Genomic DNA, 14620 nt, shown 5'->3' with positions numbered 1-14620 from the left:
GATGCCTTCGATCGGGGTATCGGCCCCGAGCTCGCCGGCCGCCCGGAGAGTCTGGCGGCGATCCGCGATCGACTCCGAGGCGTGCGCGCGCCACAATCCGGCAATGCGGGGACGGTGGCGACCGCAGAGCCGGTATGGTTTTTTATGCTGGGGGGGCCGGGCGAAACCGGAGCACGAGCGGCGATCGGTCGTTTGATGCTCGGCGTTGCCGGCCTCTTGAAGAACGAGCCGCCGAGTGCCTGACCCGCTCGACGCCAGGGAGTGCAGACGCAGACGATGAATATCATTCCAACCGGTGTGGGCAGCTTGGTTCGCTTCCTGATCGGGATCTTTCTCCTCCAGGGCGTCACGGGGCTCTTGGTCTATACGGCCTTGAGCACCGACTGGCAGACGACCTGGCCGCTCTTCCTGCTGTTGGGCGGCTCGATCGGCACGCTGGTCGCCTTTTGGTTCAATACCATCGTTGCGGCTGATCGCCATCGCACCGTCTCGCGGGTCAGCGAGCGTTTCTCCAAGGAACGCGAGAAGATCCGCGTCAAGGCCGAGCAGATCCGCGCGAAGGTCGGACGTGACAACGCGGTCCTTCAGGCCAAGGTTCGGCATCGCGGCTCGATGGGTGCCAACCTCAAGACCGGCGTCGTTGTCGGCGGTGCCGTCGGTCTGGGCGTGGCCATGATGCTGGCTCAGTTCGTCACACTCGGGCTGCTGACCCTGACGACGGCCGGAGGTGCGGCGCTCGGCTACACCGTCCGGGTGCGGCAGGAGAAGCATCTCGCCGCCAAGCGTCTCGCCGAGGAGGAGCGCATGCTCATGATGATGGACGGCGACCCGCCGCCGCGCCGTTTGACGGGTCGCAAAGGCCGGCGTGCCGATTCGGATGTCGACTGATCCCGCAGCATTCAACCTTAACGATCCGAATCAAGGATCCGCACCGAGGAAGGCTCCATGGCCGAGATGACAAGCTACCCACCCGGCACCTTCTGCTGGGTCGATCTGGCGACGAATGCCCCCGAGGCCGCGAAGACCTTTTACGGCGAGATCTTTGGCTGGACCTCCGATGACCTGGCGACCGACTACGAGGTGCCTTACAGCATCCTCAAGCGCGACGGCAAGCGAGCCGCCGCACTCTACGAGATGGCGCCCGAGCAAGGCGCCTTTCCCTACTGGGCGAGCTATGTCCGAGTGATGGACGTTCAGGCGAGCGCCGCGCAGGCCGTCGAGCTGGGCGGTCGCCTGGTGATGCCCGCCGTCGATGTGATGCAGCTCGGACGCATGGCCTTCATTCAGGATCCCACCGGCGCCGTGCTCGGACTCTGGGAGCCGGGCTCGCTGTTCGGCGCCGAGCTCGACAACACCTACGGCGCGCGCAGCTGGAGCGAGCTGCAGACCCGCAACACCAAGGCCGCTTCGCGTTTCTACCAAGACCTCTTCGGCTGGACCGCACGCACCAGCAAGAGCTTGATGGACGGGCGTTACACGCTGTTCGAGCTCGACGGCAAGGAGGTCGGCGGCATGATCGAGCTCGACGCCGAATGGGGCTCGATGCCGCCGAACTGGTCGATCTACTTCGGCGTCGAGGATTGCGATCGTGCCTTGGCGACGGCCAAGCGCCTGGGCGGCAGCATCGTCATGGATCCGAAGGAGGTCGAGAATGTCGGCCGATTCGCCTTCCTCGGCGACCCGCAGGGCGCCATCTTCGCCGTGATCCAGTTCGGGCACCCTTGAGGCGTGTCGGTTTTCTTTGAATGTAGTAGATCCCGGTTGACCCCATGTCGATGACGCAAACCCCCAAGGTCGGATTCATCAGCCTCGGCTGTCCCAAGGCGACGGTGGATTCGGAGCGGATCCTCACGCAGTTGCGTGCGGAGGGCTACGGCATCCCGCCGAGCTACGAGGATGCCGATCTCGTCATCGTCAACACCTGCGGCTTCATCGACGATGCGGTCGAGGAGTCGCTCGATGCCATCGGCGAGGCGTTGCACGCCAACGGTCGCGTCATCGTGACGGGTTGCCTGGGTGCGCGTGCCGAGATCGTTCGCAAGGCCCATCCCGAGGTCCTTGCGGTGACGGGGCCGCATGCACTCGACGAGGTGATGGCTGCGGTGCATGCGCAGCTGCCGGCGCCGCATGATCCCTTCGTCAGCCTGGTGCCGCCGCAGGGGGTGAAGCTCACGCCGCGGCACTTTGCCTATCTCAAGATCTCGGAGGGCTGCAACCATCGGTGCAGCTTCTGCATCATCCCGAGCCTACGCGGCGATCTGGCGAGCCGCCCGATCGGCGAGGTGCTCGCAGAAGCCGAGCGGCTGGTGGAGTCGGGGGTACGCGAGCTTCTGATCATCTCGCAGGACACCAGCGCCTACGGGCTGGACCTGCGCTACCGGCCGGATTTCTGGAAGGGCCGGCCGCTCAAGACCGATACGGTCAACCTGGCGCGCGCACTCGGCGAGCTGCCGGCCTGGGTTCGACTGCACTATGTCTATCCCTATCCGCATGTGGACGAGCTGATCCCGCTGATGGCGGAGGGGCTGATCCTGCCTTATCTCGACATGCCGCTGCAGCACGGGAGCGAGCCGATTCTGCGGGCGATGCGCCGTCCGGCGGCGACCGAGAAGGTGCTCGACCGGTTCTCGCGCTGGCGCGAGCAGTGCCCGGAGCTGGTCATGCGCAGCACCTTCATCGTCGGTTTTCCGGGCGAGACCGAGACGGAGTTCGAGGAGCTGCTCGACTTCCTGCGTGCCGCTCGGCTCGATCGCGTCGGCTGTTTCCCTTATTCCCCGGTCGAGGGCGCAACCGCCAACGCGCTGCCCGATCCTGTCCCGGAGCCGGTCAAGCACGAGCGGGTCGAGCGCTTCATGGCCGTGCAGGCCGAGATCAGCCGGGCCAAGCTCGCCGAGCGCATCGGTCAGCGGATGACGGTGCTGGTCGACGAGGTCGGGGAGGACGAGGTGATCGCCCGCAGCTACGCCGACGCACCCGAGATCGACGGCGAGGTCATCATCGCCGGCGGCTGGGAGTTGGATCCGGGGGATTTCATCGAGGTCGAGGTCACGGATGCAGGCGACCATGATCTCTGGGCGCAGCCGATTCCCGATTAAATCGCGTCCTTTGCGATAGGTGAGCTCGGAGCGTTGGGCGGGATCCTCACATCCATGCGAGGCCGGCGCCGACGCGATTTAAGTCATGAATAAATATTAATTTTCCTAAACCGCGTTGCGCCGAGGCTCGTGTCTGCGACGAGGCCGACCCAAAGGACGACGCGGCAGAGATCGCTCCGAACGCGGTTTAGGCTCTGGACGCGGTTCAGTGGGCGTCAGAACGCAGGGCCGGCCTTCTTGCCCATCTTCTTCAGGATCACGGCCAAGGGGCAGAATCCGGTGAAGGCGGACTGCAGGAGGTTCAGGCCGACGAAGGCCGTGAACCACATCCAGTAGGGGCTGACGTAGTGCGCAAGCAGGAGCGAGATCAGGATGAAGGCGCCGGCGACGGCAAACACGATGCGCTCGATAGACATGAATATCTCCAAAGGTGCGGATTGCGGGTTGGGAAGGACGAATATCCTGCGGGATATTAAAGAACGCTTATACTCGGTTCAAGGTCGATTGACATAAGGTTTTTGTCGAGCGGACGAGGGTAGCTGCACCGTGGACGTCGACGACTTTCCGCGCTTGCTCGAAGCCCTGATGCGACCGGATGCCTATCCGCATCCAGTCGATGCGGTCGAGCGCATCGAGACACACATCTCGCACGTGTTTCTCGCGGGCGCATTCGCCTACAAGCTCAAGAAGCCGATCGACCTGGGTTTTCTCGATTTCTCCACGCTGGAACGCCGCCGCCGCTGCTGCGAGGAGGAGCTGCGGTTGAATCGGCGCCTGGCGCCGGATCTCTATCTGGGCGTGGTTGCCGTCACCGGCACCGCAAGCGCGCCGCACATCGGCGGATCCGGTCCGGCGCATGAGTATGCCGTGCAGATGCATCGTTTCCCGCAAGAGGCGCTGCTCGACCGTCAGGAGCTGTCCGGCGAGCTGATCGATCGCTTGGCCGTGGAGATCGCGGAGTTTCATGCCCGGATCCCCGTCGCCGATATCGAAAGCCCGTACGGGACTCCGGAGGCGGTGCTTGCTCCCATGGTCGAGAATCTGATGCAGATTCGCTCCCGCGCCCTGCTGCCGGATCCGCGCGATCGACTGGATCGTCTCGAAACCTGGACACGCATGCGCTGGCAGGCCCTGAGCCCCATGATCGAGCGGCGGCGCCGCAACGGCTATGTCCGCGAGTGTCACGGCGACATGCATCGCGGCAACATCGCCTTGGTCGACGGGGAGATCCGCATCTTCGACGCGATCGAGTTCAATCCATTCCTGCGCTGGATCGACACGGCGAGCGAGATCGCCTTCCTGATCATGGACCTGGAGGAATCGGGCGCGACGACGTTGGCGCGGCGTTTCCTGAACCGCTATCTCGAGCGCAGCGGTGACTACGAGCTGCTGGCGCTGTTGGATCTCTACAAGGTGTATCGCGCGCTCGTGCGGGCCAAGGTCATGGCGATCCGTCTCGGACAGCCCGATCTGGAACCGGCCCAACAGGCCCTCGATCGCAGTATCTGCATCCGTTATCTGGAGCTTGCCGAGTCCTACATCGGTCCTCGCTCGCCCCGGCTTCTGCTTGCGTGCGGAATGTCCGGGTCCGGCAAGAGCTACATGGCGCGCCGGCTCCGCGAGGCGCTCCCGTTGATCCATCTGCGCTCCGACATCGAGCGCAAGCGTCTCTTCGGCATCTCCGAGACCGTGTCCACCCGCGCGTCGCTCGACGCCGGAATCTATTTTCCGACCGCGACCGCTTGGACCTACGCACGGCTGCTGCGGCTGGCCGAGGCGATCCTCGGCTACGGCTACGACGTGCTGGTCGATGCGACCTTCATCTGTGCTGCGCGGCGCGCACTCTTTTGGGACTTCGCCCGACGGCACCGCATCCCGGCCGCGATCTTGGCGCTCGATGCACCCGTGGATCTGCTGCGTAACCGCATCATCCGGCGGCGCGCCGAAAACCAGGATGTCTCGGACGCCGACTTGCGGGTTCTCGAGCGTCAACGGCGAGCCTTGGAGCCCTTGGCGTCCGACGAGCGCGCCCGCGCGGTTTTCATCGACACTAGCCAAACGCCCTCGTTGGCCGAGGTGCTCGACCGGATCGAGTCGGTCTTCGGCTCGCTGGATGCGCCTACCGAGCAATGAGCGCCACTCCGGCGAGCATCAGCAGACCGCCCGGCAGACGTGTCGAGAACCCGGTCTCGCGGAAGATCAGGACGCCGTAGAGGATGCCGAAGAGCAGGCTGGTGCGTTTGACGGCGATCATGTACGCCACCTCGACCTGTTGCACGGCAAGGAAGTGGGTGTAGACCATCAGACCCATCAGGAGACCGACGAGCAGCACAGGTCCGGGTCGGCGCGCCAGCTTGAGCAGAATCCGAGGCCGCGGCAACAGGATCAGCAGACAAACGGCCGCGCCGAGCAGTGCAAAGTAGAAGGCCCCGAAAAACTCCGGGTCCATGTGCCGCATGGCCCCTTTGCCTAGGGTCGCGGTCAGGGCATAGATGGCCGCCACCGCCAGCATCATCCGCGAGCCGGGCTCCTCGACGATGGCCGCGAACGGACGTGTCCAACTTCGCCAATCGCGGCGGCTGGCATGTCGGCTGTTGAGCAGCCAGGCGCCGGCCACCACCAACCCCACACCCGCCGCACCGAGCGGACTGACCTCTTCGCCGAGCAGCACCCACGCCACCGCCATGACGAACACCGGGGTGAAGGCCAGGTAGGGCAGGGTGAGCGAGAGCGGATGGTCGCGGATCGCCGCCATGTAGAGCAGCATCGCGGCGATTTCCAACGGGATGAGGAACGCGATCCACACCCAAAAGGCCGGCGGCAGATCCAGTACCGGCGGCATGCCGATCAGCAGCGGCGTCATGAGGAGTCCCACGACGCCGAAGCGCACCGCGACCAGCTCGCGCGCCGAGAAGCCTTGCAGCCAAGCCTTGGTTGCGGCGTCCGCACTCGCCAGGCTGAAGGCGCAAAGCAAGGAGAGGCTGACCCAGTCCATGGCGCCGCGCGCGGGGGCCGCCGGCTAAGGCCGCGGTTCGGGCGGCAGCTTGGCGGTCAGGACCTCGACGCCTGCGCCCGGGCGATGCGCCTGCTCGCTGAGATGGCGTCGCCAGGCGCGTGCGCCGGGTTGGCCTTGGAAGAGAGCGAGGATGTGTCGGCTCATGGCGCTCAGCGGCGTGCCCTTCGCCAGCTCGCGCTCCACGTAGGGCAGGAAGGCGCCGAGGACCTCGTTGCGCGTCGGCGAGCGCCGATCATCTCCGAAGATCATGCGGTCCGCCTCGGCGAGGATCCAAGGGTTGTGATAGGCCTCGCGACCGATCATGACCCCGTCGAGCGTCTCGAGAAACCCTTTGGCCTCGTCCAGGGTCTTGATGCCCCCGTTGATCGCGATTGCTTGCTGCGGCAGATCGCGCTTGAGCTGCTCGACCACGTCGTAGCGCAGCGGCGGGATGTCCCGGTTCTCCTTCGGGCTCAGCCCGGCAAGCCAGGCCTTGCGCGCATGCACGACGAGCGCGTCGCAGCCGGCCTCGGTCACGGCGCCTGCAAAGTCCAGAAGCTCGCCGTAGCTGTCGCGATCGTCGATCCCGATGCGGGTCTTGACGGTCACCGGCACCGCCACGGCGTCCTTCATCGCCGCCACGCAGTCCGCGACCAGTCGCGGCTCGGCCATCAAACAGGCGCCGAACCGGCCGTTCTGCACCCGGTCGGACGGACATCCGACGTTGATGTTGATCTCGTCGTAACCCCGATCGGCGCCCATCCGTGCACAGCGCGCCATGTCCCCGGGGGCCGATCCGCCGAGCTGGAGCGCGATCGGGCGCTCGGCCGGATCGAAGCCGAGGAAGCGCTCGCGTTCACCGTGAATGAGGGCACCCGTCGTGACCATCTCGGTGTAGAGCAGGGTGTGTCGGCTGAGAAGACGCAGGAAATAACGGCAGTGCCTATTGGTCCAGTCGAGCATCGGGGCGACAGACAGACGGCGGTCCAGCACGGGTGCGGGGAGGGAAGACAAAGACGTGCCTAGCAACCGGGGGTTGAATGAGTCGGTGTGACCGAACGACGGCGCTTAGTCTATCCGCGTACGACGTCGGCGGGTACCGGTTCGGGACGTCGGATCGGGGCGCCGGAAACATTCGCGGGCCGTGCGGGCGCGAGGACAGGACCGATGCCTATCCTCGCGTTCTGTTTGGTCGGGATCTCGGGCGAGCTGCGGGTGTTCCCTACCCGTCGGTGAATGGCCCGCTCGCGATCGACCGCCGACCTTCGGGTCGGGGTCGGTCGATCGGGGCCTTTTGGATCAAGAACCCTGACCAGGACGCCTCACAGGCTCCTTGAGGGTGACTAGCTCCTCGGCGCTGCTCGGGTGGATCGCCACCGTCGAGTCCAAGTCAGCCTTGGTTGCGCCCATCTTCACCGCCACGCCGAAACCCTGCATCATCTCGTCGACACCGTCGCCGATCGCATGGATGCCGACGACCCGCTCCTCGGGACCGACGCATACCAGCTTCATCGCGGTCTTGGGGCCGTGCGCGTTCAGTGCGTAGCGCATGGGGGTGAAGCTGGTCTCGTAGACCGTCAGGGTGTCGCCGTAGCGCTCGCGCGCCTCGGGCTCGGTCAAGCCGACCTTGCCGATCGGCGGGTGAGCGAAGACCACGGTCGGGACGTTCTCGTAGTCGAGCTTCAGATCCGGCTTACCGCCGAACAGGCGCTCGGCCAAGCGGCGCCCGGCGGCGATGGCGACCGGGGTCAGGGGCTCGCGTCCGATCACGTCGCCGATGGCATAGATGCCCGGCACGTTGGTGTTTTGATACGCGTCGACCGGGACGATGCCGTTCGGCTGCATGGTGACGCCCACGGCTTCCAGGTTGAGCTCGCGCGTGTTCGGTGTCCGCCCGACCGCCCAGAGGAGCGTGTCGAAGCCGCCCAGACGCTCGCCGTCGCGCGTAACCAGAGCGAGGCCGTCGGCATTCTTCTCGAGCGCCGCGACCTCGAATTCGAGCCGCATCTCGATGCCGTCTGCAGCCATGTTCTCAGCCAGCGTCTCGCTGATCATGGGGTCGAAGAGGAAGAGCACGCGATCCTCGAGCGCCACGATGGTGACCTCGGTGCCGAGTGCGCGCAGGACCCCGGCGAGCTCCACGCCGATGTAGCCCCCGCCGATGATGGCGACGCGCTTGGGTTGAGCCTCCAGCGCGAAAAAGCCGTCGGAGGTGATGCCCAGCTCCGCCCCCGGCATCCGCGGCACAATCGGGCGGCCGCCGGTGGCGATGACGATATGGTCGGCGCTGTAGTGATCCTCGCCGACTGCGATGGTCCTGGCGTCGACGAAGCGCGCCTGACCTTGAATGCGTGTGATGCCTTGCCGCTCGACGTAGCCGTCCCAGTAGCCATTGATGTCGGCGACATAGCGATTACGCCCCGCAACGAGCATGGGCCAATCGATTCCCTCGGACTGCACCTTGACGCCGAAATCGGGTGCATCGGCAACGGCCGCCGCCAGGTTGGCGCCGTACCACATGACCTTCTTGGGGACGCAGCCGGCGTTCACGCAGGTGCCGCCGAGCTTTCCCGTCTCGACCACGGCGACGCGCCGACCGAGCTGCGCGGCTTTCTCGGCCACGGCCAAGCCGCCGCTCCCGCCTCCGATGGCGATCAGGTCGAAATGCTGACTCATTCTTGATGACTCCCGGTCCATTCTTGGATTCGCCTCGGATGGGGCGATCCGGTCGCAGCCGGATCGCCCGCCGACCTCGCCGAGCCGATCTTAAGCGGCGTGATGCTCCTTCAACCAAGCCTCGACGGCGTCGGACCCGCCGATCAGCTTGCCGTCGATGAAGACCTGCGGAACGGTCGCTGCATGCGCGACAGCCCGCAACGTCTGCTCGGTGTAGTCACGGTTCAGCACCAGCTCTTCGTAGGCGATCCCGGCATTGCGCAGCGCCTCTTTCGCCTTGACGCAGAAGGGGCAGCCGTCACGGGTCATCACGGTGACGTCGTGCGGCTTCGCAGCCTCGGGCGCCAAATAGCCGAGCATGGTGTCGGCGTCGGAGACACCGTAGGGGTCGCCTTCGACCTCGGGCTCGATGAACATCTGGTCGACCACGCCGTCGCGCACCAGCATCGAGTAGCGCCAGGACCGCTTGCCGAAGCCCAGATCGTCTTTGTCGACCAGCATGCCCATGCCGTCGGTGAACTCGCCGTTGCCGTCCGGGATGAAGGTGATGTTGTCGGCGTGCTGCGCCTTCTTCCATTCGTTCATGACGAATGTGTCGTTCACCGACATACAGACGATCTCGTCGACGCCGTGCTTCTTGAAGACAGGAGCCAGCTGGTTGTAGCGCGGCACATGCGAAGACGAGCAAGTCGGCGTGAAGGCGCCCGGCAAGGAGAAGACCGCGACGGTCTTGCCCTTGAAGATATCGTCGGTCGTGACGTCGACCCACTCGGCGCCCTGACGGGTATGAAAGGTGACCTGCGGAACGCGGCTGCCGATGCGATTCTCGAACATGGGGTTAGTCTCCAAGGTTGAGTAAAAAGGGTGAAGTGAAAGGATCGTCGTGGCTGATTTGCGTCGATGGGTTGCAGGATAGCGGCGGCCCATTGATAAGTAAAATGGATTGCTTGTATCGATCCGATCGTATTTGACGATAGTCGACGTCGCGAGAAACGCCCCCTGATCACACGCGGACGCTCGTCGTGAGCGAACGACCGCCGTGCTCAAGCTCTGCGCCGACCCTCCGAGCCTTGCCTCGCGATTCCGACCCTTGTCACGGGCACGATCTTTGGGGTCGATTGACCCGGTTCAACGGTTCAGCGTGCGGTTTGTCGGATCCCGCCTAAACTCTTGCTAAGCTGTAAGGCCATGCAGCCGGCTCAAGCGGTGTCGGAGCGCGGTGTCGCATCATTGATGCCGGGCCCGGACGCGATCCTGCCGGGGCATCACGCGATCTGAAGATGCCGGTTTGCGTGCAAACCCGATGCTTCGCTAACAAGACATGAGGGTGAATGCGATGTACGGTTTTGGTGTGCGGGTCTCGATGACCTTCGATGACGCGATTCTCAAAGTTTCTCATTGCCTTAAAGAAGAGGGCTTCGGAATTCTGAGCGACATTGATGTTCAGGCGACCTTGAAGGCGCGGCTCGGCGTTGATCGCCGACCCTATCGTATCCTCGGCGCCTGTAATCCGAGTTTCGCGAGGCAGGCCATCGAGATTGACCCGGACATCGGCTTGTTGCTGCCGTGCAATGTCCTCGTGCGCGAGGAGGACGACGGAGGTGTCAGCGTCTCCTTCATGGATCCGATCTCGGTTCTCGGCCTGGTCGACCATCCCGACATGCCCGCCATCGCCGCCGCGGTGCGCGAGCGGCTCGATCGGGTTCGCGACGGATTGTCGGCCTAAGCGCGTGGCGGCACCATCGACCCCGCGCGAGGATACCGAGTCGGAACGACGTCGTCGCTCCATCGAGAGGGCGGTCCTAAGCGGCGATCCCGCGGCGGCATGCCACGAAGCGCATGCGCTGAAAGGGAGCGCGTTGACCTTCGGTGCCGCGAAGCTCGGAGCATTGGCTTTGGAGATGGAGCAGGCCGGTCGTCAAGGGGATCTCGATTGCCTGACCCGCCATCTTCCGGCGCTCGAGCGGTTGACTGCCGAGACCCAAGCCGCCTCGTCGAGTCTTTTTTCGGAGGGGGCCGGGCATCGGGATGGCTGATCGGTCCGACCTTGCCCCGGCCAGTGCCGAGACCGGTCGGTGCAATGCACTTAGGCGCGCGCTCTTACCGGAAGAACCGCTACCTCGTGGCCCTTGGGCGCGCCCATTGCTGTAAGGGCATCTGGACGTGGGAAATGTGATGCTGAAGTCTACCGAACTTGTCTAATATCTGCATTGTTTCATAAGCGTTATTCATCTATGTGCCTCGCGGAGTTGCCCCCAAACCTGTCCCTCGTTTAGGGTCGATAGCGGCTCGAACTTCGGCGAGAGCAATCGAGTTTCTCCCGTGTGAACCGACTCGAAATATCCGACGAACGGTCGTGCACGGCTACGCACGAAATCCCGACCATCCGAACCTTTCACTCGATCAGCGCCTTCAGCAACGCATCCCTGGCGTCGGAGTAAAACACCACGGTGACGCGCGTGGCGACGTCGTCATCCAGCTCGATGAGCTGTTTGCGTGTGGTCACCGGCAGCAGGATGGTCTTTGCCCCCTTGTCCGCCGCAGCCTCGACCACGCTGACCACGTTGTAGACCGGCTCGATGGACCCGCCCAGGTTCAGGCCGCCGACGACGATCAGTCCGCCCTTGAGGCTTTTCTCCAGCAGGGCCGAGCACAGCGCGAGCAAGGCCCCGACGCCTGTGGCAGTTCCGGACTTGCCGGCGTCGAAGGCGCGCATCTGGACCGAGAACTCATGGGCCCGAGGATCTCGGTCGCCGACCAGGTTTTTGGCTCGCGTATACAGATTCTGCTCGGCACAGCGAACGCTCTCCTTGAAGGGCGCGGGCGGGGGCTGGTTGAGGATCTTCACACCGGACCCCGGCCCCTGGGTGACGTCCAAGCGATAGAGCCCGGGATGCTCCTCCAGCCCACCGGGCGAGAGAACCCAGATCTGTCCGGGCGGCAGCGGATCGTCCCCGATGCTGTCCTCGTTTTGCAGCTCCGGGGTGGAGACGAACTGTTCAACCCCGTCCAACCCCATCTGGAAGCTGAAGTGTGTGTTGCGGAACTCCGCGGAGCCGATCCGCTTCTGTTGCTCCTTGACGCGGCGGCGGCACTCCAGCGCGAGTCGGGCGGCCCATTCGATGGCGTGATCCGGGATCTCCTGGTCGGCCGTCCCGGCGCCTTCCGTATTGGCGTAGGGGAACATCAGCTTCAATAGCCCGTTCATGGTCTTCTGGACTGCGTTGACATCGCGCCCGCTCAAGGCCCCGCCGAACTGGATGCGCCCCTGGAAGTTCTGCAAGCGCGAGGATGCCCGCAGGTGATTCCAGCAGGAGGACAGGAAGTCGCTCACCAGGCCGAAATGGTCGGTGAGCTGCTCGCGGTTGACCTTGGGGATGTCCCAACCCGGCATGTAGGCGTGGATGCGGTCCATGAAGGCGGTGTCGTCGCGCATCTCCGGCGGCATCGGGCCGAACAGATGGCCGACGCGCTGCTGGTGGACAACATCCACCTCGAAGTTCCCGACCATGACGATGCTACCGAAGCCGCGGATACTCTCCTTGCCGCGGCTGAACTCGCCGGACTCCATGTAGCCCTTCATGATGTTGACCCCGTCCTTTTGGTCGAAGCTGATCCCCGAGACCTCGTCGAAGCAGACCACGTCGTACTGACACACCAGGCCCCGCTGACCGGTGCTGTTGTTGACGAACATGCGCGCCACCGACGCCTTGCCGCCCGAGACCAGGTGCGCGTAAGGCGACACCTGCTGGAACAGATGGCTCTTGCCGGTCCCGCGCGGCCCCAACTCTACGGCGTTGTAATTGTTCTCAACGAAGGGAACCATCCGCAGCAGCATGACGTCGCGGGTCCGGGGCGTGAGGCTCTCGGGCTCCAGCCCGACGCTGCGCAATAGGAACGCTTGCCACTGCTCGAAGCTGAAGGCGGCGCGCCCGCGGGCGAGGGTGTCCAGCGCATCGCGTTTGGAGAGCTGGATCTCGCGCAGCGTCTCGATGCCGAAGGGGCGGCCGTTCTTCTCCTCGGCGATGCTGGGGTCATAGCTCAGGTCGACCTCGGCGTAGAAGCCGCCGGTGAGCATTCGCTCATGGTTGTGGACGAGGGCATCGTCGATGCGGACCTCCTTGAGGCGCAGGCTCGGCAGTTCCGCGACGAAGCAATCGTTCTTTGTGTCCAGGCGTGCGGTGATCAGGTCGATCAGCTTGACCCGGCCCTGCTCCTTCGCGCGGGCCTTGAACAGCTCCTCCTCCCCGGCGCGCACCGTGCGGCTGGCGAGCTGTCGCTGCACGATGTCCAGGCCCTCCTGGATCTCCGCCTCGTCGGTGCTGGAGCAGTAGCGCCCGAGCAGGAACTCGCCCACATAAGTGGGCACCGGATACTGGCCTTTGAAGCGGCGCACCAGGTCTTTGCGAACGATGAATCCGTCGAACGCCTGGACGGCGAGCTGGTCGAGCGCGTCGAGCTGCATGGGTCAATCCCCTCCGATGGTCACGGGCTGCTTGGCCACCACCTGCCCCGCGCGTAGGACCACGAGCACGGCTGCGGCGCCTTCGTGCTGGTCATCCGTGACCAACAAGGCCGCAGCACCGTCCGCGTCCGGCGGTTGCATCCTCCGGTCCGAATCGAGCACGCTTGAAGCGGCGTCCGCTGGCCGCGTGCGGATGTCGAGCAGGGTACCCGCGAATCCGCCCTGTAACTGCACCCGCAACCGAAGGCCCTTCCAGTCGGTGCTGAGGATCGCGACAGCGGAGTGGGCGCCCTTGCCATCGGCTGTGACGGTCAGGGTCAGGGTCAATGCCTCTTGCAGGCTAAGCCCCCCGTGCGTGTATTCGATGCCGCGCTTGAACGCCGAAATCCCCGGGGCGTAGACGACCGAATGGCCACCGCCCCAGAACCAGGGCAGTTCCGGGAATCCATGCTGAGCGCCGGGCTGCGGCACGGCGCAGCGCGGCCAGCGCGATTGGGTCAGATGCGCCGGCAGATCCACCTTGGGTAATCCGCCCGGTAGCAGCAGCCACCCATGGTCTGTGATCAGCACGGCCCGTTGCCAACCGGCTGCGAGCAGATCCCGCACCCGCAAGGCCACCGCCCGCAGTTCTTCATCCAGGCGCCAGGCCAGGCGCGCCCCCTGGGCATGACCATCGTGATCGAAGGTACCGATCTCGGTCCAGGCGGCGCCTGCCGGATCTCCGGTGGACGCTGCCTCCAGCCAGCTCAACCCATGGCTCGCCAGCAGGTTGCGGAATGCCTGTGTCGTCAGGTTCTTGCCGGTGCCGGTGTCCTGTGGCTCGAAGCCTTCCGGCAGGCTGTTGCCGATCAAGGCATCTGCCAGGGGGCGCCACGCCGGCTTGGCCGTCGCCGTCACCGTGGGCAGGGCAGCCCACCGGGTGGTGCTCTCCACCGTGAGGCCGTCAGCACGGAGCAAGCGAGCCAGCTCCAGGCCGAGATCGCAACGCAGACCATCCACGAACACCAAAACCGTCCCCGGGGTGGGCTCGAAGGACGGACTTTGAGCTGGATTAGCTGCGGGGTAGCTCAGGCCCCAACCCTGCACCTGCTCCGCGAGACCGACCAGCCAAGGGAGATAGACGGCACGCAGCGCCGCGGTCACGGCGTCCAGGTCCCGAGCATCGCGCACCGTGGCGTAAGCACGCCAGGCGGCGGCATCGATCGTCCAGCCGCGATCCAGGTAGGCCGCGGTAAGCGCATCCCAATCGTGCCCGCCGACACCCGCGGAGATCCACTCTGCCAGAGTCTTCAACTGCACGGTGGCCCGAGCCAGCGGCGCCTCGCCAAGATCCGCCCACAAGGAATCGGCTCGCGGCGCATGCTGCGCGCAGAGTTGCTTGAGCCGCGT

The 14620-nt window shown here is 65.0% G+C and carries 14 protein-coding genes; 7 read left to right on the top strand and 7 right to left on the bottom strand.

Annotated features, from left to right (window positions below; all coding sequences use genetic code 11):
• The 4 genes from VLR48_RS10090 to rimO all read left to right on the top strand — a co-directional run.
• The coding region (locus VLR48_RS10090) for a hypothetical protein (protein ID WP_325291661.1) at window positions 1-243 on the top strand (243 nt) is incomplete at its 5' end.
• Window positions 244-276: 33 nt separating this feature from the next.
• Entirely contained in the window at window positions 277-888 is a 612-nt protein-coding gene (locus tag VLR48_RS10085) for a hypothetical protein (protein ID WP_325291660.1), read from the top strand.
• Between the two features lie 57 nt (window positions 889-945).
• A complete protein-coding gene (locus VLR48_RS10080; protein ID WP_325291659.1) occupies window positions 946-1725 on the top strand; it encodes a VOC family protein in 780 nt (259 codons plus the stop codon).
• A gap of 44 nt (window positions 1726-1769) precedes the next feature.
• The gene (gene rimO / locus VLR48_RS10075; RefSeq protein ID WP_325291658.1) at window positions 1770-3095 is read left to right on the top strand and encodes a 30S ribosomal protein S12 methylthiotransferase RimO; all 1326 of its coding nucleotides are present in this window, start codon (window positions 1770-1772) and stop codon (window positions 3093-3095) included.
• Between the two features lie 215 nt (window positions 3096-3310).
• Here the strand turns inward: rimO and VLR48_RS10070 are convergent, their stop codons facing one another.
• Complete coding sequence (locus VLR48_RS10070) at window positions 3311-3511, bottom strand: YgaP family membrane protein (RefSeq protein ID WP_093029220.1); 201 nt, start codon at window positions 3509-3511, stop codon at window positions 3311-3313.
• A 130-nt stretch (window positions 3512-3641) separates the two neighbouring features.
• Here VLR48_RS10070 and VLR48_RS10065 point away from each other — a divergent pair, with 130 nt between their 5' ends.
• On the top strand, window positions 3642-5228 hold the full coding sequence (locus VLR48_RS10065; RefSeq protein ID WP_325291657.1) for an AAA family ATPase: 1587 nt from the start codon (window positions 3642-3644) through the stop codon (window positions 5226-5228).
• Here the strand turns inward: VLR48_RS10065 and VLR48_RS10060 are convergent.
• From VLR48_RS10060 to VLR48_RS10045, 4 genes are all read right to left on the bottom strand, one after another.
• Window positions 5215-6090 (bottom strand): DMT family transporter, encoded by an 876-nt coding sequence (locus VLR48_RS10060; RefSeq protein ID WP_325291656.1) that lies wholly within the window; start codon window positions 6088-6090, stop codon window positions 5215-5217. The genes VLR48_RS10065 and VLR48_RS10060 overlap by 14 nt on opposite strands.
• A 24-nt stretch (window positions 6091-6114) precedes the next feature.
• Entirely contained in the window at window positions 6115-7104 is a 990-nt protein-coding gene (dusA, locus tag VLR48_RS10055; RefSeq protein ID WP_325291655.1) for a tRNA dihydrouridine(20/20a) synthase DusA, read from the bottom strand.
• A gap of 285 nt (window positions 7105-7389) precedes the next feature.
• Window positions 7390-8766: a glutathione-disulfide reductase gene (gene gorA, locus VLR48_RS10050; protein WP_325291654.1), complete on the bottom strand. Its 1377-nt coding sequence runs from the start codon at window positions 8764-8766 to the stop codon at window positions 7390-7392.
• 90 nt (window positions 8767-8856) lie between these two features.
• Window positions 8857-9600, bottom strand: a complete 744-nt coding sequence (locus VLR48_RS10045; RefSeq protein WP_325291653.1) for a glutathione peroxidase — start codon at window positions 9598-9600, stop codon at window positions 8857-8859.
• 502 nt (window positions 9601-10102) lie between these two features.
• On the opposite strand from VLR48_RS10045, the gene VLR48_RS10040 reads away from it, so the two are divergent.
• Window positions 10103-10492 (top strand): DUF302 domain-containing protein, encoded by a 390-nt coding sequence (locus VLR48_RS10040; protein WP_414718601.1) that lies wholly within the window; start codon window positions 10103-10105, stop codon window positions 10490-10492.
• 4 nt (window positions 10493-10496) lie between these two features.
• Window positions 10497-10802 carry an Hpt domain-containing protein gene (locus VLR48_RS10035; RefSeq protein WP_325291651.1) on the top strand — a complete coding sequence of 102 codons (306 nt, stop codon included), beginning with the start codon at window positions 10497-10499 and terminating at the stop codon, window positions 10800-10802.
• 359 nt (window positions 10803-11161) lie between these two features.
• Here the strand turns inward: VLR48_RS10035 and brxL are convergent, their stop codons facing one another.
• Window positions 11162-13231 (bottom strand): BREX system Lon protease-like protein BrxL, encoded by a 2070-nt coding sequence (gene brxL / locus VLR48_RS10030; RefSeq protein WP_325291650.1) that lies wholly within the window; start codon window positions 13229-13231, stop codon window positions 11162-11164.
• Window positions 13232-13234: 3 nt separating this feature from the next.
• Window positions 13235-14620, bottom strand: a 1386-nt coding sequence (gene pglZ, locus VLR48_RS10025) for a BREX-1 system phosphatase PglZ type B (protein ID WP_325291649.1), incomplete at its 5' end; no start/stop codon positions are given.

This window comes from Thiocapsa sp., from assembly GCF_035467215.1.
In the GTDB taxonomy this organism is placed as follows: Bacteria; Pseudomonadota; Gammaproteobacteria; order Chromatiales; family Chromatiaceae; genus Thiocapsa.
The sequence above is the reverse complement of the archived record's forward strand: the minus strand, read 5'-3'. Positions and strand labels throughout refer to the sequence as shown.